We start from the raw sequence: 20,260 nt of genomic DNA on the forward strand, positions 1-20,260 counted from the left end.
GGACGCGGGCGGCCCCGTTCAGCTCCCGCGTTTCCAGTCATGGGACTGTTTTAGCCCTCGCCCGGCTCGCGCGCCCGGCCACTGTTCCAGTGGCCATTGTCCGGTCTGTTCGTCCGGTCGTTCGCCGTTGTAGTACATGAGGTGATCGGCGGAATTCCACTCCGCATCGAGATCGCCCTGCGTTGCTGTCTGAATGCCCAGCATGCGTTTCAATATCTGAACCAGCTGCAAAGATCCCGCCAGCAGCACAATCATAAACACGGCCATCAAAACCAGAAACGGCCCCATGTCAAAGAACCGCTTCGCGAAGGGCCACGCCGTGGGCCATGTCAGCAGCAGCAGGACGGTCGCGATACTCAGAAATGGGCCATACGGAATTTCGTTGTCTCTGTGAGCGACCCAGTTAATGATGGCGGCGAAAATGGCCAGCAATGGAGCGAACACGAATACGGCCAGAACGGGCTGCCACCCGATGACGCTGCCGATCATGCCCATCAGAACGACGTCGCCAAAGCCCATCGCCTCCTGCTTCAAAACCAGAAACCCAACCTGCCGCACCATCCATACGGATCCGGCACCGACAATCATCCCGAACACGCTCACCAAGAAGCCGTGCCAATGAGGCCACTCACGCGCGAATTCGCTGGCGTCCCATGGCACAAACAACGGCTTCAGCAATTCCGGCATCAACGGACGCAGTGTGCTGACCATACTGGAATCCTGAAACCAGATGGGCACGATATACAGCTGCCCAAAGATCCCACTGGCAGCCAAGGCCAGTAGCATGATGGGAATGGTGCTGCCGTCCGGGATGATTCGACGTTTGCGGTCGATGTCGGTCGCCACGATCAGGCCGCAGATCATCAGCATGTGCAATGCGTATCGCAGATGCAGCCACACAATCGGCGACCATAAATTCTTGATGACTTCCGGACCATGAGGGCCTTCTGAAGACGTCAGGCCACCGGCTGAGATCGTCGCGTTCGCCCCGGTTGGAATTTCAAACCAATAAACCACGGCGAACAGAATTCCGGTCATCAGTTCCACGACGGGAAGGTCCACCGGCAATAAGCGTCTGCACGAATGACACCGGCGGCCAGCCAGGAACCAGCCCAGGACAGGAATGCGTTCTGTTGGCGTTGGTTTGGCCTGGCAGTTTCGACAAACGGTTTGCCGTGTCAGAACCGACTTCAGTTGGTCGCTCAGAATGTCGTGCTTCGGAAAGCGATCGATGCACACATTTAAGAATCGACCAACAAACGCGCCGAACACGAACAGGCACATGAGGACAACGGGCATTGGCAGTTCGTGACCAATCACCGTTTGCCCTCCGCTGCATCCGAGGGCAACCGGCTGAAGATTTCATCGGCCAGTTCCTGCGGCGTGGCCATGTCTGAATCAACAATGATGGACGACGTGGATTCGTACAGCGGTAGGCGAGCCTTCAGGACTTCCGCGACTTCCACTTCAACCGACTTGCCAGTGAGGCTGGGGCGGCGGTCCGCTGTTGTGCCATCTCCACAAATGCGTGCCGCCAGAGTTTCCACGGTGGCTCGTAGCCAGACAACCGGCCCCGCTGCCTGTATGCGCTGCCGATTGACTTCCGCCAGAATCGCTCCGCCACCGGCTGCGATCACGATGTTGTCTTGCGCGATCAGGTCGGTCAGAACTTCGGTTTCCAGCCTCCGAAATTCATCGACGCCGTCAGTCGCAAAGATCTCACGAATCGATTTGCCCGCGCGAGCTTCAATTTGGTCGTCGCTGTCGACGCAGTCGCATCCCAGTTGCCGCGCGAGCAAAGGACCGACACTCGACTTGCCGCAGCCGCGATATCCGATCAGAGTGACGACCATGGAATTTAACTTTGCGTCAGACTAAGTGCTCGGCGGAGCGTTTCGGTCATGTGGTCCAGCGGTGGTTCCTGCCCTGTAAACAGCTTGAACTGCTGAGCTGCCTGGCGGACAAACATTTCCAGGCCGCTGGCCGTCGCACAGCCTCGTGCCCGAGCGTCCTTCAGCAGCAGGGTGTTCTCCGGCGTGTAAACCGTGTCGAAGACCAGCATGTCTTCGTTCAGCCAGTAGTCTTCAAACGGAGACTTGTTGATGTCCGGATGCATACCCACCGAAGTGCAGTTGATCAGGATCTCACACGCTTCCGCGCCTCGATTGGCCCAGTTCACGAACAAACATTCCAGTTCTGCCGCCAGCGCTTCGCCTCGTTGCCGCGTTCGGTTGGTTACCACCACCGTCGCGCCGCGCTGCTGCATGGCACTGGCGGCTGCTCGAGCCACACCACCGGCGCCAAGAATTAAGACTCGACGCCCGGCAAGGTCGGCCACATGAGTCGGGGATTTCTCCAACGCCGCGACAATAGTTTCGGCAATCGCATCGTAATCTGTGTTCGTTGCGTGCCACTGATTGTCTTTTTTGAACAGCGTATTGGCCGCACCGATGGTTTCGGATTGTTCGTCCGGTACGTCCGCAAATTCCAGCACGGCTTCCTTGTGCGGGATGGTGACGCTGTAGCCGCTGACGTTCAGTTTTTCGTATTCCTGAAGCGATTCCTGCAGATTGTCGGCCGGAATTCGCAGAGGCAAATATACGCCGTCAAAACCAACTTCGCGAAACGCGGCGTTGTGGAGGAGAGGGCTGAGGCTATGAACAATCGGATCTCCGATGACACCAAAAATCTGAGTGTCTTTCGCGATCTTGTTGAAGCGATACAAGTTGCGAGTCTCAGCAAACGTCAATTGCCCGGGAGCCATCTCGCGTTCGCTGCTGAACCCGGCATAGGTGAATGGCGAGCCCATCTGACCACATAGAATGCGGCTGATCGTGCCAAATTCGCCCATGCAGAATCCGATGGTGGGCACTTCAGCTGCACGGACCATTTCCAGAATGCGTACGTTGTCCGACGGCTTGTTGGCCATCGTTACGATTTTGATGATGTCGGGATCAAGCTGAGTCATCCGCTGATGGATTTCGGACAACTCAAGCGGCGTTTCGTCGAAGTTGTGATAACTGACGATGCGTTTGGTGTCGCCGTACCGAGGAATCGTTTTGGCAACGTCTTCTTCGATGTCGACGTATTCCGCGCCCGCGATAATGGCTTCACGCAGCAGGGCGAGCCGTTGCTCTTCGGTTCCCGACCACCGGCCTCGATCCTCCGGCCGGCGACACGTGACCAGCACCGGCGTGGGACGGTCTTTTAGCAGGCGACCAATGTCCGGTCGTTTGCGAATCCAGTCCACGCGCAGCTCAACCAGTTCGGCATTGAGTTCCGCCAGATGCTGGTGCCCTTCCAAAAAGGCGGAATGGCGCGTTCTTCCGAGACTGATGCAGATCATTGTCGTGAGGAAAAGCAGGAAGGAGGTTGCGTGACGAGGGAGCCACTTAAGGCTGGACAAGCATTCTAGCGAGGCGGCCAATTGATGCCACCGCCCTGCCCCGCCTATCCCAGGCGGCCAAATTGCTTATCAAGGGTCGCTCGGGACAGCATCAGAGACGTCGGTCGGCCGTGAGGACAGTGGTGAGCGTCGTCGACAGTGTGTCGCTGGCGCAGCAGTTCCTGCATTTCTTCCGGAGCCAGCCGCTGGCCGGCCTTGATCGCCGCTTTGCACGCCATCGTGTGCATCATGTGGTCCAGCAGGTCGCGGCGAGACGTTTTGCCGTCCGATTCTTCCAGCCGTTCTGCCATGTCACGCAAAATTCGCACGAAGTTGCCGCGTGGCAACATTACGGGATGAGCCGAAACCAGAATCGTTGTGCCACCGAAGTCTTCGATTTCAAAGCCGATTTCGATCAGCAATTCACGGTATTCCATCAACACCGCCGCTTCGCCCGCGCTGCATTCGATGGCTTCCGGCATCAGCAGTTTCTGGCTTTCAACCTGCCCTTCGAGAACTCGCAGCCGCAAGTGTTCGTACAGAATGCGTTCGTGCAGAGCGTGTTGGTCAATTACTTCGAGACCCTCATCGCCTGCGACCACCAGGTAACAATCGTGAATCTGGAAGGCTCGAAAATCGTCGCCGTAGACGATGTCAGAAGAGGTCGCTCCGCCTGACACTGCCGTCAATTCCGGAGTCGCGCCGGAAGAATCGTCGACGGGCACCGGCACTGCCGATTCGATGACGTCCATGCTGTGCGGCTGGTCTGCCGTTTCTGTTTCGTCGACGGCGAAAGCCGTTTCGGTGGCGACCGCTGTGCCAGGGGCTTCCGCAAATTCGGACATCGCGTCTGTGACGGCCAGGCGGAACGCGGATGACTTTAGATTCGGACGAATTGCAGGCGCCGACGAAGTCACGGCGTCGCCCGCGTAGCGTGGCGTTTGGATCGCAGCTGCGGGTGCCGCCATCGCCGGGCGGTCCGTCTGGCTGACTGATGCCGCCCAGATATCCAGTTCCTTCTGCAACGGGGCGTTGGGATTTGTGTTGGCGTTTGCTTCTGTCCGTCGAGCCGTCGGGACCTGAATTTCTGATTGAAAGTTCAACGACAGAAACTTGTCACGCAACGTGTGGAGCAGCTGCCGGTACAACGACTGTCCGTCCTGAAAACGAACTTCCGTTTTCGTGGGGTGCACGTTGACATCGACCAGATGAGGCGGCAATTCCAGAAACAGAAAGCTGACCGGATGACGGCCGACCATCAATAGGCCTCGATACGCTTCGCCCAACGCATGCTGCAGGCTACGGTCCTGAATGTGACGTCCGTTTAAAAACAGATACTGGTCTTTGCGAGTTCCTCGACTAAACGACGGATCGCCCACAAAACCCCACAATCGAATCTCTTCGCCTGCCTCAGTGGTGGCTTTTGATTCCACCGGAATAAGCTTGTCGCCCAGATCGCTGCCAAAGAACCGCCGGATGCGTTCTAATTGATTGGGCGTCGCCGGAAGTTCGTACACCAGTTTGTCGTTGTGCCGCAGCACCAGGTGAAGGTTGGGATTTGCCAGTGCGATCTTCGAAAACTGTTCGCTGATCCGGCCAAATTCCGTAGACGGCTTTTTCAGAAATTTGCGGCGAGCGGGCGTGTTGAAGAACAGGTTGTGAACTTCGATCACCGTTCCCTGAGGGCACCCGCATTCGCGGTTGATATTGACGTCGCCTCCGTCAGCCTGCAGTTCGCGGCCGGTATCGAGACCGGTATCGAGACCCAGTCGTCGCGTGCGGATTCGAAAACGGCTGATCGACGCAATCGACGCCAGCGCTTCTCCGCGAAAGCCCATCGTGGCGACTTTTTGCAGGTCTTCGTCGCTGCGGATTTTACTGGTGGCGTGGCTGGTGACGGACAGAAGCAGGTCGTCCGGGTGCATGCCCTCGCCGTTGTCCGAAATGCGAATCAGATCGATGCCGCCCGTAGAAATGTCGACTTCAATCCGAGTCGCCAGGGCGTCCACGCTGTTTTCGAGCAACTCCTTCACGACACTCGCCGGCCGCTCAATCACTTCGCCAGCCGCGATGCGATTGATGACGTGAGGATCAAGTTGCTGAATACGAGACATAGTCGTGGAAATTCGTCCGTGAAGGGGCAGCGGGATGAGGGGCATTCTAGTGTTTGCTGTCGCCATATCCAACGACTCGATGCACTCGAATTTATGCCGCCTACACAGCGATCAAATCAAGTAAGACGGGGCTGTCTCTTGTGTTAATGCCGTGATAGGATGCGAGTTCGTTGCCACCCCGCCGAGCGTTTCTCGTCTGGATTAGAGCATGAACAGCCACAAACGGACGCTGACCACATTCTGCATGTTGTCTGCGGTTGTCTGTTCGCACGAGGGGACAGCGATTGCCGGGATGCCCGCCCCGTTGCCTTCTTCGTGGACCGCCGATAGTGCGAATCAGCTTTATCAGCATGCCGACTCGGCCGTGATACTGCGTTTGCAGGCGATCTCGTTTTTTGCTGTTCTGCTACTGCTGAGCGGCTGGTTCGTGAAGCTGCTGTGGAATTCTGTCGGCAGAGACTTTCCCGCTCTGCCGCAGCTTAGCTACGGCCGAGCTATTGGGCTTGTTGGGTTGTGGGGAGTGGCGTTCGTGATTGTGCTGACGATGATTTCCGGTGCTCGCGAATTGATGACGCCTGGTGCGTGGCAGAAGCAAGGCTGGACTTATCGACTGGCGGATTCGGAGTCTGCGGCAACAGTGAGTCAGACGACGAATCGGCGGCGTCGGCTTGAAGAACTACGTGCGGCACTCTGGCAGTACGCGGCGACTAATAATGGACAGTTGCCGAATCTGGATAGCCCGGCCATTGATGTCGAGCTCACTGAAATTCCCGGCTGGGCAGGAATCAACTACCTCACGGTCCCAAATCGGCATGCGGAAGCGGCGGGCCGCCTTTATGTATTCGAACCAGAGTTGGACCACGACGAGCGGCTCGTACTGCTGACCAACGGATTTATCGGGTCCATGAACTCAGCCACGATTCGCAAGTTACTCAGCGATTCGGGATCAAGTACCTCGTTGCCGCACAGAGGCACGCCATGAAAGACGCAGAGACCAAAGCTGCAACGCCAATGCCGAGCAATGGTTGGTGGAAGGGGGGCGTTGGGGCTTTCGTCGCTTTGTTGATTGTTGTCGCCGTGATTGGGCCGTTCGAGTATGTAGAACAGATCTTATTGGGTTGGCTCTATTTTCCACTCGGAACGATTCCCCGGGCATCCGTGGACTGGCCGACTGCAATACTCGGAATAGCCTGCGTTTTTCTGTTCGTTGTCGGCCTGCGCTTCACGGGGCGCTGGCTGCTTTATTCGACAGCGTTGAACAACAACACACCCCGGCCACAATGGACGTGGCGTTGTTCATGGGTTTTGGGCGGGACTCTGTTGGTGCTTTTCGGTTCCGGCACGGCATTGGTCGGAGTCACTCATCAATTCATCTGGCTGTTGTCAGGTCGCCCCAACACCGCTTCTGCCTCGACGGGAGTCTCGCCAGGGTTCATTGGTCAGGCACGCAACGCGGCGCGGACGACTCAGGCTAAGAATGAGCTGCACATGCACGGCTTGGCTTTTCAGAGCGTTATCGATGTTCGAGGTGGTCGTCTTCCGCCCGGAGGCACAATGACCGAAAGCGGTGAATTGCTGCACGGCTGGGCCGCGTTTCTTGGACCGTATCATTCGTACGACACGTCCGGGATTGACTTCTCTATTCCGTGGCATCAGGCACCTAATGACCGTATTTACAAGTCCCAGCTATCGTGTTTCGTCAATCCGTCGATGCCGGGGGCAGTCTTTGACGCAAACGGGTACGCACTCAACCACTGGTCCGGTAACGTCCACGTATTGCCGCTGCAAACACTAAATGCTGCCGCTGACGAAACGCCCTCGCGGCATGACGTCTCGAATGACCCCGGCATGTCGCTGGAGCAGATCACCGACGGGGCAAACAATACAATTCTGATCGGTTCTGCAGGCGGCGCATTCATGCCGTGGGGGCACCCGGCGAACTTACGAGACCCCGCCAAAGGCATCAATAATTCGCCGCAAAACTTTGGCGGACCGGACCTTTGGAATGGTGCGATGTTTGGCTTCTGCGACGGTTCCGTGAAGCTGCTGAGCAATCAAACAGACCCGGCCGTCCTTGAGGCACTCGCGCGGCCGGCAGACGGCGTTTCTGAACAGTAACGCGTGGTGTGCCGTCAACGCATCGGCAGTTTCGCTTCAATCAGAACGACCGGACGTCCCGGTCTTGAGACGCCAGTTGGTCACGCCATAAATCACTGTCTCGTGATCTATCATGTGTGGACAGTACCCGGACTTTGTCCACCTCTGACTTCACACCATGAGCTTACAATGCCCGCTATCGGCCTTCCCCCTCTTCTACCGCCCGCCGCGACCGTTCAAAGCACAGATCAAGTCGTGGATCGAGAAGTCTGCGTGGCGATTTTTGCGTACAACGAACAGTCCTCAATCGTTGCATCCATCGAAAGCGTTCTGAAGTCGGCAGAGAATGCAGTGGCAGGCGAACATGTGCGGGTGGTTGTTCTGGTGAATGGTTGTACGGATCATACGGCCGCGAGAGTGGCGGAATTCGGTCGGCGGGATGATCGCGTCAGGCTGCAGGTAATCGAAGTCGGCGACAAAGCGAACGCCTGGAACACCTACGTTCACGAACTGGCGCAACTCGACAACGACAACCGACTGCATGTGTTCATGGACGGGGACGTCACGTGTACTCCGGATGCTATTTCGGCTATGGTAAAAGCCGCGCGGCAGGCACCAGCAGCGAAAGCGGTAGCGACTTTACCTGCTCCCGGAATCGGCCGTAACCGCCAGCTTAACGTTCAGCTGTACGATCAGGACGGAGCGATCTTCGGTAACCTCTACGGATTGACGTCCGACTTTCTGCGTCGCGTGCGTGAACGTCAAATACGGATTCCTCGTGGTGCGGTCGGTGAGGACGCGATCGTCACCGAAATGATCGCTCACGACCTGCGTCGCAAAAACAGCTACGACAATCGCCTTGCGGTCTGTGCTGCTGAACCTGCCGGTTTTGTGTACCCGCGATTGTCGCCGTGGCGTCTGAGAGATATCAGACTCTACATCAACCGCCGTGTTCGCTACGCGATCCGAGACCATCGTCTGCCATTGCTGCGTCGAATTGAATTTGACGACATGCCCGAATCCATGGAGCCACTCGATCGGCAGATTCTCACGACCCTGAATAAACGCAGATGGCTACATCCCCTGCAGTGGTTGGCTCGCCGACGCCTTCGACGAGCGCTTCAAGAATAGGACGTACGCTGCGTAAGAATCCGGTCGCAGGTTGCCCGCTTACGCGTCGTGTTTGGAATCAGCTTCAGCTTCAGGTTGCTCATTCGATTCCGATTCAGTGTCGGCGCTTTCGGCGGGTGGCTTCTGAGTTGCATCAGCAGGCGCGACTTTCGCGTCGACTGGTTCGCTGTTGCCTTCGATCTGAAATTCTTCAATCAGCTCTTTACGACGTTCGGCAACGGCTCGATCGAATTCGGAAAGTACGTCCATCGCTCGGTCACGCGATGTTACGAGGCCGATTATGAGATACTGAGTGATCGCCAGCAGGTAACAGCACCAACCCACCAGCCAGCGTTCGCGATGGCGACGGAATTCACCGTGCAGCCGAGCGACATCGGCCAGATTCGACTGAGCATCTGTTCCTGTGGTGTCCTCAACCGTTTGGTTCACAACCTTCACAGCGATCAGAGTCGGCGCGGAAGCCATCGCCTGCATGGGCGTGGCCACTCCGATTTGCTGCACCATCGTCCAGTCGACGACGTTGGTGCGAGCGATCCGGACGCGATCGACGTTCGATAATGTCAGCAGTTCTGCGCCTACAATGGCTGCCATCATGGCCAAAACCGGTGATGAGCGATTCAGATGTTGGCAGACGAAGCCTTTCAAAAACTTCCACTTCATCCGCCAGAATTCTGCCAGTGCATTGCGGCCGGGTTTGATCTTCGGCGGGCCGGGATGGATGACGGCGAATAGTTCCTGGTCGGGCATGGCTTCGATCACGCCGATTGCGAGCATCAGCCGCAGTCCCATTGTGAGCCAGTCCATGCGGTCCATCCAGTCCAGCCGATCGACCCAGCCAAACAGCAGGTGTTCCATATTGGCCGTGGCTGCCAGTAACAGCAAGGCCCCTCGAAACCATTCTTCGAGGTCCTTTTCCAGCTCATCGTCCAGGTCCTGCAGCCGAAACACCCTTCGCATGATGAAGCGAAAGATCGGGATCGCGATCACGCCCACCAGAACTCGCGTAATCGGGCGCAGCACCGACTTGAACATCGGAAGGTTCATCAGTGCTCGAAACATACCGCCCACGAGTTGGAGTTTCCCTGCGTCGTTTTTTGTTCAGTCAGCTCTCAATCGAATTCGAATCGTTGCCGACTGACAAGACAAACGATCACTCAACACTGTATCTTTATCGCTTCAATTCAGCCACGCTCCAAAAAATCAGGCGAAACAGGCGAATTGAGTAGGGCACGCTTCAAATAGAACGCTGTTTTGGGAAACAGGATCAACAATATGTTCGGTATGGCGGGGGAGACGGAATTTGATCTGCGGTTTGAACTGCTGGGGGTGCCCATTCGCGTTCATCCGGTGTTTTGGATCAGTTCCATCTGGATTGTCTGGGACGGAGACGACCCGCGTCGCGTCTTTGTGGGAGTTCTGTGCATTTTTGTGTCTGTTCTGGTTCACGAAATGGGTCACGGCCTGCTGTCACGCCGCTACGGATACCCGTCGGAAATTGTGCTGTACATTCTGGGCGGCTATGCCACGGCAACTCGCTTTTCCACCTGGAAGAATGTGAAGGTGTCTGCGGCTGGACCTGCCGCTGGATTCCTGCTGTTCCTTCTGACGTATATCACGTTGCTGCTTCTGGCGGCCTCTAATCCGGAAAGCCTGATCGGTGACAGTATGATCGGGTACGCGATCAAGATGATGTTGTTTGCGAATCTGATTGTCACGTTGATGAATCTCGTACCCTGTGTGCCGCTCGACGGTGGCCGGATCGCGGAATCGCTGATGAATTTGTATGGCGGCCCGCAGTCGATGGAACGCACAATTCAACTTGGCATCGTCGCGTCCGGGCTGGTCGCGTTGCGAGGCATCTATTGCATCAACACCGGTGCAGACTATGTCCCGTTGCCGCAGTTCTTGTTTCCATCGTTTCGAGTGGGAGACATGATCTACACATGGTCGGGCAGTGGGATCCAACCAGCCCCCAGGTTCATGGTTATCTTCTTCGGCTTTCTGTGTGCTCAACAGGTAATCGCCTACAACGAGATCAAGGGGCGAAGGTAAGCACGTGCGAATTAATGCAACCGGCCCGTTCGTCGCCTGCGAATTCTACGACTTCGACTCGCCGTTGGCGTCCGATGGTGCTTGGTCCGGCAGATGAGGTTCGTTCATCAGCTTCAACGGCGATAGCCCGACCGCGAACAGACCGCCTGCATACACCACGACCGCGACGGCTACGGGGAGTACGACCTTCAGCAGCCGGTAACTGAAGATATCCAGAGAATTCTCCAGGCCTGATACCCAGTACAGCATCCCCAGGCCGCAGGCGTTCATGACCAGTGTGCAAATGGCGACTCGCCAAAGCAGCGGTACAAAGGCCGATCGGCCGATCACCAGAAAACGATCACGCAGAACTTCCAGTGCCAGCCCCAGTTGAAGCAGTGTCGCCAGCACGCTGGCCAGAGGAAGCGCGGGGCCACCGAAGGCCGGCAGCATGACGAAGTCGAACAGCAGGTTGAGACCGACGCAGACGAGTCCCTGCCTCATCGGAGTGACCTGGTCATTGACCGCATAGAACACTCGATTGACAATCAACAGTCCGCTGAACACCCACACGCCGATGCCGTACGCAGCAATCATCCGATAGGTCAGGTCAGCTGCCTGGGCGTCAAACTGACCGTAGCGGAACAGCAGGTCGGTGATTGGTGCCGCCATAAACCACAGACCAACGCTGGCTGGAATTCCGACGACCAGCACCAGTTGCAAACCGTGGACAACGTCGCGGCTGAGTTCCGTTCGGTCGTTTGCCTGAGCGTGCATGGCGAAGCGAGGAAACAGCACGGTCCCCAACGCGATTGCGAAGACTCCCATGGGGAACGTATACAGTCGCTGGCCGAGATACAACGCACCTGCTGTGCCTTCAGGCAGAGTGTATTGTTCGAGCGCCGTGATGCCGTCGAGATTTCCGGACATCAGCGTCCACGCCAGGAAGCTATCGATGAGTCCATTAATCTGCGTGATCGACAGGCCAAGCAGGACCGGCCCCATCGCTCGAAAGACTTTGTCCACCGGCAGAGATTTGGCGCTGTTGGCGGCTAACGCGGAATTCAATTGCATGCGAATTTGAAACTGATTTGCCTTGTAGATCAGCATGCTAAGCTGAGCCACTCCGCCCATCAGAATAAATCCCGCAATGACTCGAACTTCGTTGACGCCTGAACCCAGCTTCCACGCCGCCAGCAGCCCGCCGCCCAGCCACATGACATTCAGCATGACTGGAGCCAGTGCCGGGAATACGAAGTGCCTGACACCGTTAAGCGCGGCTGAATAGTGCCCTGCCATGCAGATCAGCAGCATGTACGGCATCATGATCAGCGACAGTTCGCACAACAGCGTCGACCGGTCGCTCATTTCTACAGTCAGGTAAATGACCGTCGTGGCAACCTCAATAGCAACCGTCACCAGCAGCAGGATCTTCAGCAATCGCCAACCGACACCGCCGAACAAGTTCGACGCCGATTCGCGTCCCTGCTGTTCGTCAATGCGGACGAATTCGGGCAAAAATGCGGCCGTCATCGCTCCTTCACCAAACAGTCGGCGAAACATGTTCGGAATGCGAAACGCGACGGTAAACGCGTCCAGAATCCAGCCGGTGCCGAATACCGAGGCCATCAGTGAATCACGAGCCAGTCCGGAAATGCGGCTCACCAGCGTCAGCAGGCTGACGACTTTGAAGCCCTTCAGCTTGCCGGTTGGCGCGTCGGTATTTTGGCGATCCATGCCCACTCCGGACTGTTATAGACGTTGACGCAGCCGCCGCTCGGCCGCGATTCTCTTGACAACCTCATCGGCCAGCACACCCACAAGGATGACCGATCCAATGATAGCGTATTCCAGAGTTCCCGAGATCTTGAGCAGCATGATCAGATTATTCAGGATCTGCATCACGGCTGTTCCAATCACGACACCCACGATTGATCCTTCACCGCCTCGCAAACTGCAGCCACCCAGAACGGCCGCTGCGATCGCATACAATTCGAAAAAGTTGCCAAAGCTGGATGGCGAGATCGAAAGAGAATCCAAGGCGAACAGCATCCCGCCGACAGCGGCCAGAGCGGAGCAGACAACAAACGCGGCAAGAGTCACGTTGCCCGTGTTGATGCCGCTAAATCTGGCAGCTTCCTCATTGCGTCCCAGTGCCAGCAGATAGCGGCCCCAAATTGTGCGGTTCAAAAAGGTGGCAGCCACGATACCGATGGCGGCCAAAAAGAAAAACGGGTATGGAATGCCAAACGTTTCGCCGGCGGCGTTGGTGTAGATGGTAAGGCGACCGCTGCCGACCTGACACAAAGTGTCGGAGTACTCGCCGAGTCCCGCCGGGTTGTCGCCCGTGAGCCAGCGCGAGAGGCCTCGGTAGATCAGCAGCCCACACAGTGTGACAACAAACGGCTGCAGCCGTGCGCGAGTGACCAGCAGTCCGTGTATCAGGCCGAGTGTCGAAGCGATCAGCAGCACAGAAAGAAGTGCAAGCGGGACGGGCATGCGCTGATGCCGCTTCAACGGAATCGCCAGCCATTCGGCGTCGAGACGTTTACCGGGGTTGTTGGCCAGATAGACCGTGGTCGAATTTTCACCGGCCTCGACTTTGGTGATCGCCTCCGTCTTCAGCCCGGATTCCGGATGCACGAGCGTCAGTTGGTCTCGGACACGCAAATCATGCTGGCCTTCAAGGACGATTCTTGCACCGTGTTCCGCATCGTCGCCCTGAAATCGTTCGACCGTTCGAACCGGGGTCGCCAGAGCAATCTCACCCTGATCGTCGTCGCGCGTCAGCTTTTCAACAATCTTGATTGTATTGCCGTCGACCGAAGCGATCGTCAACAGGTTGCTGGGCGCTCGGCGGCCGCCTGAGTAGCGAATCCTGTCACCGGGATTCAGCCCCGATGATTGTCGCTGCAGTGTTAATTCTCCGGATTCCGCCGCAACGTTGGTGACGGCTGATGACACAACCGGCTGGTATTCGACATGCAGAAACATGGCCAGCAGCACGCCGGACATGCACACCAGCGAACCGATCGAAAGATCGATTCCGCCGGTGATGATTACAAAGGCGACACCCACGCCCAGAATGCCGAACATCGCTGTGCGGCTCAGCAGGTTCTGGATATTTCCTGCCTGCAGAAATTTTGATGAGCCCACGTTGTACCACGGATCGGATGTCATGATCGTCATGAAGACGCACAACACGACCAACAGCCCAAAGATACCGAGGATCTTTGCCTTCATTGATTGTCAACCTTCGTCATTGGGCACCTTCGACTGCGATTAAGACACGGCTGCCTCAGGAGCACCGGTCGCGAGTTGCATCACGGCTTCTTCCGTCAATTCATCTCGTTGCAATTCGCCAGTAATACGCCCTTCATGCATTACGATGGCACGGTCACTCATGCCGATGACTTCTTCCATTTCGCTGCTTACGAAAAGAATCGCCATGCCCTGTCCGGCCAGTTCGTCCATCAACTGATAGATTTCCTGCTTGGCTCCCACATCAATGCCGCGCGTTGGTTCGTCCAGCAGCAGGACCTTGGGTTGCAGGATGAGCCACTTTCCAAGCACCACCTTTTGCTGATTGCCGCCTGAAAGATTGCCGACCACCTGAAGATCGTCAGGCGTTTTCACGCGCAGCCGATCCACCATCGCGGCCGAATCCGCTCGTTCGCGTTCGAAGTCAACGAACCCGCCAGGTTTTGCATTTCTCTTAAGAGCGGCCAGGCCAACATTGCGGCGGATAATCATCTCCAGTACCAGGCCCTGCTGCTTGCGGTCTTCCGGCACCAAGGCAATCCCCGCCTCGATCGCATCCTGCGGCGATGATAGTTGCACCGGCTTTCCGTCGACGGAAATGCGTCCGGCGAGTGGCCGATCGACGCCGAACAGCGTTCGCAACATTTCAGTTCGACCAGCTCCGACCAGGCCCGCAACGCCCACAATTTCGCCCGCAGAGACTCGGAAGTTCAACGCATGAGCAGGCCACGTTGGCGTGATCAGGTCGTGCACCTCAATGGCAACGTCACCGGCGTCGTGCGGTTGCCGAGAATAGAACCGCGAGACATCGCGTCCCACCATTAACTGCACCATTTTGTCATGGCTGACTTCATCACGCGAAAGGTCGCCCGCGTTTTCGCCATCCCGCAAAACGGTGACGCGGTCTGATAAGTCCTGGACCTCGGCCAGCCGGTGAGAAATATACAAAATACTGACACCACTGCTGCGGAGGTCACGGATGACTTCGAACAGCCGTTCGGATTCGCCCGCCGACAGACTGGAGGTGGGTTCGTCCATGATCAGCACTCGAGCGCCGATCGAAACGGCCTTGGCGATTTCCACCAACTGCTGCTGACCGATCGTAAGATCCCGCACCAATGTCTGTGGAGACACCGTTAGCCCCACGCGACGAAGAAACTCCTCCGATTCAGCATTAATCTTTGCTTCGTCGATTAAGCCTCGTCGCAGCGGCTCGCGACCCAGAAAAATGTTCGCACCGACTTCCAGATTGTCGGCGAGGTTCAGTTCCTGATGGATCAACGCGATGCCGTTGTTCAGAGCGTCGCTCACATTGCGAAAGTGCTGCGGCTTTCCTTCCACCAGAATCCGGCCGGAATCCTGATTCTGCACGCCGGCCAGAATCTTCATGAGGGTGCTCTTGCCGGCGCCGTTTTCGCCGATCACGGACAATAGTTCCCCGGCCGCCACGTGCAGATTTACTTTGTGCAGTGCGCGCACGCCAGGGAACGTCTTGCAGACATCGCAGACCTGAAGTCGGTGTGGTGAGGCCCCTTCTGTCATTGGCCCTTCTTTGCCCGCAGATCTTCCCAATATTCGTCGACGTTTTCCTTGGTGATCGATCGAGGCGGAATGTCGATGTACTTCGAAGCCGGAATCACGTCTTCATTGCCGTTCAGGATCTCGTTCAGCACGCGTACCGATTCGTAACCGTACATGTACGGATTCTGAACGACCGTTCCGATGCATTCTCCATCTTTGATGGCCTGCAAGGTGACGTCGTTTTCGTCGAAGCCAACCAACTGGATCTGTCCAAGTTTGCCAGCTTTCTTCAGAGCCTGATAGAGTGCCGGTGGGTTGTATTCGAAGAGCCCGACCATCGCGTTCAGGTCTGTATAGGTGTTCAAGGCGTCTTCCGCTTTCGACAACGCCACTTCCGGCTTGCCCTGATCGGTGACCGTCGCCACGATCGTGTATTTGTCGCCCGCGATTTCGCCGTCGGTTGGATCCCACGCATCGGGCTGCTCCTGGTAATAAGCCGCCGTTCTGTCTCGGCCCAGCAACACGTCGATGACCCCCTGTCGACGGTACTTGCTGTTGTCCTGTTCCAGGCGTCCGATCGTCAGCAATACTTTTCCGCCGTCTGGAAGAGCTTCCACCACGAGGTCCCCGCAGGCTCGGCCACCCGCGTAGTTGTCCATACCGATGTACATCAGCCGTTCCGACTGCGGGGCGTCCGAATCGTGAGTGATTAAGGGAATTTTCTCCGCGATTTCGTTCAACCATTCGACCTGATTGTCGGCATCGAGTGGGCTGATGGCAATCGCCTGAACACCGGATGTGAGCAGGTCTTCCACCTTCTGTTTTTGAACGACGGCTGTCGCTTCGGGAGGCATCACGACATCGACGTCAATATCAAATTCCTGAGCTGCATCGTTGGCTCCGGCTTCGGCAATTTTCCAGAAATCCGCGATCTGATTTGTGACGAATGCGACAGAATGACGTTTCCCGTCGCCTCCATCGGGCGAACTGCCGGACGAACCTTCCGAGCCCGCTTTGCCAGGCTGATCGGCACACCCCGGCAAAAGCAGCAGTCCTAAACACAACAACCAGAGAGACGCGAAACGTGACATTCAATCGAACCTTTATTGTGTGACTCAGAAGCCAATCGAACCCAGTCCGGAAGCGCAGCAACCTGTATGACAGAATTTCGAGTCGCCGTTTGCTGCCGGAACTCGCAGGGTACGGGGGGGGGAGATTCGCGTCAAATCTGCAACGTCTCCAAATGAAAACGGCCGCCTCTTTCCGCAGTTCTGCCTGCAGAATGGCGATTTCTACTCGATTTCGTAGCCGCCAGCCGCCATTGTGGGGAACATTCGTCCGGGCTATAGTGAAACTTCGTCGGGTGAACAGAGCTGTTGGTTCTTTCACCACTTTTTCAGAAACCGAATCGTCAATCGTCTATGTCCGCTCTGCAGCAGTTTGAAAAGGATGAACAGTTTATTCGGCTGGTCCGTCGTGAAGACGACGTCGACCTTGTCGTTGCTGCGCTGGAAATCGCTCGCGACGCTCAGCCGGACCTGGACTTCGAACCAACTCTGCAAAAAATTCGCACGGCCGTTGGCGAACTGACGCGACCAATTGCCATGGCGGGCGATGATCGCAGTGAACTCGAACTGCTGATCCAGTTTTTGACATCCGACCTGAACCTGCACGGACACCCCGAAAGCTTTGATTCCCCCAACAGCAGCTATTTGAATCACGTCATGGAAAGCGGTCGCGGGATTCCGATTTCGCTGTCCGTCATCTACATGGCAATCGCGAACGAACTGGGGATTCCGCTGGCGGGTGTGGCCGCACCGTCGCACTTTTTGACGTCGCTTCAAACAGACGGCGGCGTCGTGTACGTCGATCCGTTTCGTGGCGGCGAAATTATGAACGAAGTCGAGTGCGTCGACTGGCTGCATGCCCTCACCGAATTGCCACGAGCTGAAATTCACCCTACGCTGAAACCGACAAGCGAGCGGAAGATTATCGTTCGCATGCTAAACAATCTGAAGACGCATTTCGGCAGCACAGATCAGTGGCGGTCTGTTTGGCGAGTACAGCGGCGTCTGGCTTTGCTGAGCCCGGGGTCGTACCGCGAAAAACGAGACCTCGCCATCGTGACTCTCCGCGCCGGTCGGCCGGGGGAAGCGATCGATCTGCTGCAAAGCTGCCTTGCCGTGTGCATTCCCGAAGAACGCCAGTTGCTGCAGCAGTACCTCAGGGATGCTCGCAAGGAATCGCCGCTGCTGAATTAAAGCACGCTGAATACGACTCGCCCCATTTCGCAGCGGGAGGTGGCGAGTACGTCTGATATTTCGACGAAAGCGTAGGCTGCAATTCCCTCGCGCGGCGTGCTAAGCTGATGAACTGCCGTAAATTCTTTCCCGCATGCCACTTCATTGGAGCCCCACCTTATGCTTCCCGTTTCCCGCCGCACCATGCTTTCCACGTCTGCTGCAGCGCTGATCGCCAGTCGTACCACTGACACGTTGGCTGCCGGTCCCGCGCCCAAATTTCATGTTGATGAAATTAAAACTATCAGCCTGCAATCGGACCGCTACCATGGCTGGCCCACGTTGATTCGCCGCAAAAACGGTGAACTGATGGTTGTCTGCTCGGGCGGCCGCCAGTCTCACGTTTGCCCATTCGGTCGGGTTGAGTTGATCAAGTCATACGACGACGGTGCTACCTGGACGTACGCTCGCACGCTACTGGATGGTCCAATCGACGACCGCGACGCTGGAATTCTGGAAACGGCGAAGGGCACATTGCTGGTCTCCACGTTTACATCATTAGCATACGAACCCGGCTTGCAGAAAGCTGTCGCGTCGGCGGCACAGGGCAATGCGACCATGCCGCCGGAGCAGCTCGCCAAGTGGCAGGGGGCTCACGGTAGAGTTCCTGACGGTCAGCACAAACAGCATTTGGGCTGTTGGATGCTGCGGTCCGAGGATGGCGGCCTGAACTGGTCGCCTGCGTACCAAGTCCCGTTGAATAGTCCTCATGGCCCCGTCAACTTAAGCGATGGTCGCCTGTTTTATCCCGGCGTCGATTTGTGGGGCAAGGGCCGCAAGGTCGGCTACAGTTTTTCAGAAGATGATGGCAAGTCGTGGACTCCACTGGCTGAATTTCCGATCCGGAAAGGCGACGATGGTTCCGCGTATCACGAACTTCACGGCGTGGAAGCCGCCGACGGCCGTCTGGTTGTGCAAATTCGTACTCATAACAAGACATACAACCGGGAGACTCTACAGACACATTCGACCGACGGCGGTAAGTCGTGGGCTGAACCGTATTCAATCGGTGTCTGGGGCCTGCCGTCACAGCTGCTTCGGCTATCAGACGACCGGTTACTGATGTCTTACGGCCATCGCCGCGCTCCACTGGGCAACCAGGCTCGCCTTAGTGACGACAACGGCAAGACATGGTCCGAGCCAATGATTATTCAGGGCGACGCCAGTTCCGGTGACCTTGGTTATCCATCCACGGCAGAAATTGAACCGGGCCACTTCGCCACCGTGTGGTATGAGAAGCTCAAGGGCAACAAGTTGGCTCAACTGAGAATGGCGAAATGGCGTCTCGCGTAGCCTAAATGAAACCTCAACCCTGATTGGCCGCAATCATCCGCCGCACGACTTCCGTGCGGCTGTTGGTTTCTTCAAAGATCCGTAGCTGTTGTTTGGCTCCGGCATTTTGCACGACGGCGTGTAATGATGACAGCTCGTCAGCACAGTCCAGTTGCAAGGCGACCGGCAGCAGCTGTTGAATCAGATTGTCGGTGACTTCAGTCACGGTCCGCTGCTGGTAGTCACTGGTGCTCACCAGTGATGCGTCGGCGCCAAACCGAGTCGCACGCCATTTGTTTTGCTGGACCATCATGGGGTGGTAGTCGGATTGAAACGTTCCCTGATCGATTTCTGCGGAAATCGCGACCACAAGGCATTGCACAAGAGCGGTGATTGATAGCACCTGTTCAAGATTCGGTGGCATGTCGCACACGCGAATTTCCACCGTGCCGAAATTGTGGTGAGGCCGAATGTCCCACCAGATCTCCCGGATGCTGTTAATGAACCCGGTGCTTTCAAGGTGCTTAATCAACCAGACGTACTCAGACCAGTTCCGCATGCGATGAGGCAGCCCGGCCGTCGGGAGACCTTCCATGATTTTCGAACGGTTCGAATGTAGTCCGGTGTTTCGACCTTCCCAGAACGGCGAATTGGACGACAGCGACAATAACAGCGGAAGGTACTTCATCATGCGGTCGCAAACGTTTACCGCTTTGTCGCCGGTTTCCACACCAACGTGAACGTGCAGGCCAAAGGTCACCAATCGACGAGCCACGTCCTGCATCAGACTGACCAGCCGGTAATACCGATCATCAACGGTGATTTCCTGGTCTCGCCACGACGAAAACGGATGCGAGCCTGCCCAGAACAGCTTTAGCCCCAGCGGACCGATCGCCGATTCCACCATTTCCAGCTTGCGTTTCAAATCCGCACCGGCTTCCTGCACTGTGCGGCAGACGCCCGTGTTGATTTCCAGATAGCTTTGCATCAGCTCTGGCTTGACGACCTCACGCAGTTCGTCGGGCAGTGCGGCGAGGACTTCTTCAATTCGATTGGCCAGTGACATGCTGTCGGCGTCGACCAGCTGCAATTCGATTTCGACACCGATCGAAGGTGTTTCGTTGCACGCGAATTCAAGGAATGACATG

16 protein-coding genes are annotated in these 20,260 nt (G+C 56.7%); 6 read left to right on the forward strand and 10 right to left on the reverse strand.

Going from position 1 to position 20,260, the window contains the following annotated elements; genetic code table 11:
- Positions 1–18: 18 nt before the first annotated feature.
- From Fuma_RS32760 to mutL, 4 genes are all read right to left on the reverse strand, one after another.
- Complete coding sequence (locus Fuma_RS32760) at positions 19–1,299, reverse strand: prepilin peptidase (protein ID WP_145944503.1); 1,281 nt, start codon at positions 1,297–1,299, stop codon at positions 19–21.
- 17 nt (positions 1,300–1,316) lie between these two features.
- Positions 1,317–1,853 carry a shikimate kinase gene (locus Fuma_RS32765; RefSeq protein ID WP_077027828.1) on the reverse strand — a complete coding sequence of 179 codons (537 nt, stop codon included), beginning with the start codon at positions 1,851–1,853 and terminating at the stop codon, positions 1,317–1,319.
- Between the two features lie 5 nt (positions 1,854–1,858).
- Positions 1,859–3,346 carry a shikimate dehydrogenase gene (gene aroE, locus Fuma_RS32770; protein WP_077027829.1) on the reverse strand — a complete coding sequence of 496 codons (1,488 nt, stop codon included), beginning with the start codon at positions 3,344–3,346 and terminating at the stop codon, positions 1,859–1,861.
- Between the two features lie 104 nt (positions 3,347–3,450).
- Positions 3,451–5,499: a DNA mismatch repair endonuclease MutL gene (gene mutL / locus Fuma_RS32775; RefSeq protein ID WP_077027830.1), complete on the reverse strand. Its 2,049-nt coding sequence runs from the start codon at positions 5,497–5,499 to the stop codon at positions 3,451–3,453.
- Positions 5,500–5,707: 208 nt separating this feature from the next.
- On the opposite strand from mutL, the gene Fuma_RS32780 reads away from it, so the two are divergent.
- The 3 genes from Fuma_RS32780 (at position 5,708) to Fuma_RS32790 (ending at position 8,727) form a co-directional block, all read left to right on the forward strand.
- Complete coding sequence (locus Fuma_RS32780) at positions 5,708–6,481, forward strand: hypothetical protein (protein ID WP_145944504.1); 774 nt, start codon at positions 5,708–5,710, stop codon at positions 6,479–6,481.
- Positions 6,478–7,617, forward strand: coding sequence for a DUF1559 family PulG-like putative transporter (locus tag Fuma_RS32785; RefSeq protein WP_077027831.1), 1,140 nt, complete (start codon positions 6,478–6,480; stop codon positions 7,615–7,617). The genes Fuma_RS32780 and Fuma_RS32785 overlap by 4 nt, the downstream gene beginning before the upstream one ends.
- A 168-nt stretch (positions 7,618–7,785) precedes the next feature.
- Positions 7,786–8,727 (forward strand): glycosyltransferase family 2 protein, encoded by a 942-nt coding sequence (locus tag Fuma_RS32790; protein ID WP_077027832.1) that lies wholly within the window; start codon positions 7,786–7,788, stop codon positions 8,725–8,727.
- Between the two features lie 39 nt (positions 8,728–8,766).
- Here Fuma_RS32790 and Fuma_RS32795 read toward each other — a convergent pair whose 3' ends face one another.
- Positions 8,767–9,786: a hypothetical protein gene (locus Fuma_RS32795; protein ID WP_077027833.1), complete on the reverse strand. Its 1,020-nt coding sequence runs from the start codon at positions 9,784–9,786 to the stop codon at positions 8,767–8,769.
- 213 nt (positions 9,787–9,999) lie between these two features.
- Here Fuma_RS32795 and Fuma_RS32800 point away from each other — a divergent pair, with 213 nt between their 5' ends.
- Positions 10,000–10,779 carry a site-2 protease family protein gene (locus tag Fuma_RS32800; protein WP_077027834.1) on the forward strand — a complete coding sequence of 260 codons (780 nt, stop codon included), beginning with the start codon at positions 10,000–10,002 and terminating at the stop codon, positions 10,777–10,779.
- 45 nt (positions 10,780–10,824) lie between these two features.
- On the opposite strand, the gene murJ is transcribed toward Fuma_RS32800, so the two are convergent.
- From murJ to Fuma_RS32820, 4 genes are read right to left on the reverse strand one after another with little or no spacing between them, the layout of a single operon-like run.
- Positions 10,825–12,495 carry a murein biosynthesis integral membrane protein MurJ gene (gene murJ, locus Fuma_RS32805; protein WP_077027835.1) on the reverse strand — a complete coding sequence of 557 codons (1,671 nt, stop codon included), beginning with the start codon at positions 12,493–12,495 and terminating at the stop codon, positions 10,825–10,827.
- Positions 12,496–12,510: 15 nt separating this feature from the next.
- Entirely contained in the window at positions 12,511–14,001 is a 1,491-nt protein-coding gene (locus Fuma_RS32810) for an ABC transporter permease (RefSeq protein WP_077027836.1), read from the reverse strand.
- A 39-nt stretch (positions 14,002–14,040) separates the two neighbouring features.
- Positions 14,041–15,561 (reverse strand): sugar ABC transporter ATP-binding protein, encoded by a 1,521-nt coding sequence (locus Fuma_RS32815; RefSeq protein WP_077027837.1) that lies wholly within the window; start codon positions 15,559–15,561, stop codon positions 14,041–14,043.
- Complete coding sequence (locus tag Fuma_RS32820) at positions 15,558–16,631, reverse strand: sugar-binding protein (RefSeq protein ID WP_077027838.1); 1,074 nt, start codon at positions 16,629–16,631, stop codon at positions 15,558–15,560. The genes Fuma_RS32815 and Fuma_RS32820 overlap by 4 nt, the downstream gene beginning before the upstream one ends.
- A 330-nt stretch (positions 16,632–16,961) precedes the next feature.
- On the opposite strand from Fuma_RS32820, the gene Fuma_RS32825 reads away from it, so the two are divergent.
- Positions 16,962–17,801: a SirB1 family protein gene (locus tag Fuma_RS32825; protein WP_077027839.1), complete on the forward strand. Its 840-nt coding sequence runs from the start codon at positions 16,962–16,964 to the stop codon at positions 17,799–17,801.
- Between the two features lie 159 nt (positions 17,802–17,960).
- Positions 17,961–19,133, forward strand: coding sequence for a sialidase family protein (locus tag Fuma_RS32830; protein WP_077027840.1), 1,173 nt, complete (start codon positions 17,961–17,963; stop codon positions 19,131–19,133).
- Between the two features lie 13 nt (positions 19,134–19,146).
- Here Fuma_RS32830 and Fuma_RS32835 read toward each other — a convergent pair whose 3' ends face one another.
- The gene (locus Fuma_RS32835; protein WP_077027841.1) at positions 19,147–20,259 is read right to left on the reverse strand and encodes a carboxylate-amine ligase; all 1,113 of its coding nucleotides are present in this window, start codon (positions 20,257–20,259) and stop codon (positions 19,147–19,149) included.
- Position 20,260: the final 1 nt, after the last annotated feature.

This window comes from Fuerstiella marisgermanici, assembly GCF_001983935.1.
Lineage (GTDB): Bacteria > Planctomycetota > Planctomycetia > Planctomycetales > Planctomycetaceae > Fuerstiella > Fuerstiella marisgermanici.

Bases quoted from the DNA above. Each gene is read 5' to 3' on its own strand.
- Fuma_RS32760 (WP_145944503.1), bottom strand. From the start codon at position 1,299: ATGCCCGTTGTCCTCATGTGCCTGTTCGTGTTCGGCGCGTTTGTTGGT.
- Fuma_RS32765 (WP_077027828.1), bottom strand. From the start codon at position 1,853: ATGGTCGTCACTCTGATCGGATATCGCGGCTGCGGCAAGTCGAGTGTC.
- aroE (WP_077027829.1), bottom strand. From the start codon at position 3,346: ATGATCTGCATCAGTCTCGGAAGAACGCGCCATTCCGCCTTTTTGGAA.
- mutL (WP_077027830.1), bottom strand. From the start codon at position 5,499: ATGTCTCGTATTCAGCAACTTGATCCTCACGTCATCAATCGCATCGCG.
- Fuma_RS32780 (WP_145944504.1), top strand. From the start codon at position 5,708: ATGAACAGCCACAAACGGACGCTGACCACATTCTGCATGTTGTCTGCG.
- Fuma_RS32785 (WP_077027831.1), top strand. From the start codon at position 6,478: ATGAAAGACGCAGAGACCAAAGCTGCAACGCCAATGCCGAGCAATGGT.
- Fuma_RS32790 (WP_077027832.1), top strand. From the start codon at position 7,786: ATGCCCGCTATCGGCCTTCCCCCTCTTCTACCGCCCGCCGCGACCGTT.
- Fuma_RS32795 (WP_077027833.1), bottom strand. From the start codon at position 9,786: ATGTTTCGAGCACTGATGAACCTTCCGATGTTCAAGTCGGTGCTGCGC.
- Fuma_RS32800 (WP_077027834.1), top strand. From the start codon at position 10,000: ATGTTCGGTATGGCGGGGGAGACGGAATTTGATCTGCGGTTTGAACTG.
- murJ (WP_077027835.1), bottom strand. From the start codon at position 12,495: ATGGATCGCCAAAATACCGACGCGCCAACCGGCAAGCTGAAGGGCTTC.
- Fuma_RS32810 (WP_077027836.1), bottom strand. From the start codon at position 14,001: ATGAAGGCAAAGATCCTCGGTATCTTTGGGCTGTTGGTCGTGTTGTGC.
- Fuma_RS32815 (WP_077027837.1), bottom strand. From the start codon at position 15,561: ATGACAGAAGGGGCCTCACCACACCGACTTCAGGTCTGCGATGTCTGC.
- Fuma_RS32820 (WP_077027838.1), bottom strand. From the start codon at position 16,631: ATGTCACGTTTCGCGTCTCTCTGGTTGTTGTGTTTAGGACTGCTGCTT.
- Fuma_RS32825 (WP_077027839.1), top strand. From the start codon at position 16,962: ATGTCCGCTCTGCAGCAGTTTGAAAAGGATGAACAGTTTATTCGGCTG.
- Fuma_RS32830 (WP_077027840.1), top strand. From the start codon at position 17,961: ATGCTTCCCGTTTCCCGCCGCACCATGCTTTCCACGTCTGCTGCAGCG.
- Fuma_RS32835 (WP_077027841.1), bottom strand. From the start codon at position 20,259: ATGTCATTCCTTGAATTCGCGTGCAACGAAACACCTTCGATCGGTGTC.